Genomic DNA, 1,228 nt, shown 5'->3' on the forward strand with positions numbered 1-1,228 from the left:
CAGCTTGAAGGAAAACACCGGTTGCAGATCTTCCCGTTTGAGCAGCACCCGGTTGCCAATACGTTTGGAAATCAACGGCGCTGCATGAATGGGAGTTTCCACCGCCACGTCGTAGACGCGGGATTGCAGTATCCGTTTAACGTATTTGTCCAGCATGGAGGGTTCCGGGCTCATTCTGTGAAGGGAAAGGAATAGTCTAGGGGCTGGCCGGCACAAATGCGATAGCCCGGGGTCGAGTCAGGACCGCCGCTGGCCTATAATTGGCGCACACCTCAGGGTCGATACACACCCATATTACGACAGGACAGCCTCATGGATCAGGATGCGCTGAAAAAGCAGGTAGCCGAAGCCGCACTGCGTTTTGTCCCCGAAGGGGAAATCATCGGCGTGGGCACCGGCTCCACCGCCAACTTCTTTATCGACGGACTGGCCACCCTCAAGGATCGCATCAAAGGCGCTGTGGCCAGCTCCGATGCCACCGCCGAGCGACTCAAGCAGCATGGCATCCAGGTCTTTTCACTGAACGACGTGGGCAACCTGCCAGTGTATGTAGATGGCGCTGACGAAGTGAACAGCCACCGGGAAATGATCAAGGGCGGCGGCGGCGCACTTACCCGCGAGAAAATTGTCGCCGCAGCGGCACGGGAATTCATCTGCATCGTGGACGCCTCCAAACAGGTAAAACGGCTGGGGGCTTTTCCGCTACCAGTTGAAGTCATTCCCATGGCCCGCTCTTACGTGGCCCGCAAGCTGGTGGCTTTGGGTGGACAACCGGAATACCGTGAAGGCTTTGTCACGGACAACGGCAATATCATTCTGGACGTGCACAATCTGGATATCACCAACCCGATTGAACTGGAAACCGCGCTCAATAATATCGTTGGCGTCGTCACCAATGGCCTGTTCGCCAAGCGGCCTGCCGACGTGGTGCTGGTGGGTGAAAACGGTACGGTGAACCAATACTGACACCACGGGGGGACCGCAGAAATGCTGATATCTCCCAGCCCCGCGAGAAAACCAAAAAAGGCCGCAATGTGCGGCCTTTTTTGGTTTTCACCTGAAAGATTAATCCCAGAAGTTATACCAGGATTTTTCTTTCTTCTCAGCGTCCGCCTTGGCATCCGCTTTCGCATCCGCATTGACACCGGCGGCCCCCGCTTTCATTTCAGCGTTGGCACTGGCGCCAGCCCCTTGCGCATTATTCATGGCATCTTCATGACGTTGACGC

The 1,228-nt window shown here is 56.2% G+C and carries 1 protein-coding gene and 1 pseudogene; one reads left to right on the forward strand and one right to left on the reverse strand.

What is annotated here, in order from left to right; all coding sequences use genetic code 11:
• A pseudogene (locus tag A3754_RS26375) lies at positions 1–156 on the reverse strand (threonine ammonia-lyase, biosynthetic); the annotation flags it as partial.
• Between the two features lie 156 nt (positions 157–312).
• On the opposite strand from A3754_RS26375, the gene rpiA reads away from it, so the two are divergent.
• Positions 313–966, forward strand: coding sequence for a ribose-5-phosphate isomerase RpiA (gene rpiA, locus A3754_RS00415; RefSeq protein ID WP_063518545.1), 654 nt, complete (start codon positions 313–315; stop codon positions 964–966).
• Positions 967–1,228 lie beyond the last annotated feature (262 nt).

It is taken from the genome of Alcanivorax sp. HI0083 (genome assembly GCF_001635175.1).

Excerpts from the sequence above, each read along its gene's own strand:
- rpiA (WP_063518545.1), top strand. The coding sequence starts at position 313 with ATGGATCAGGATGCGCTGAAAAAGCAGGTAGCCGAAGCCGCACTGCGT.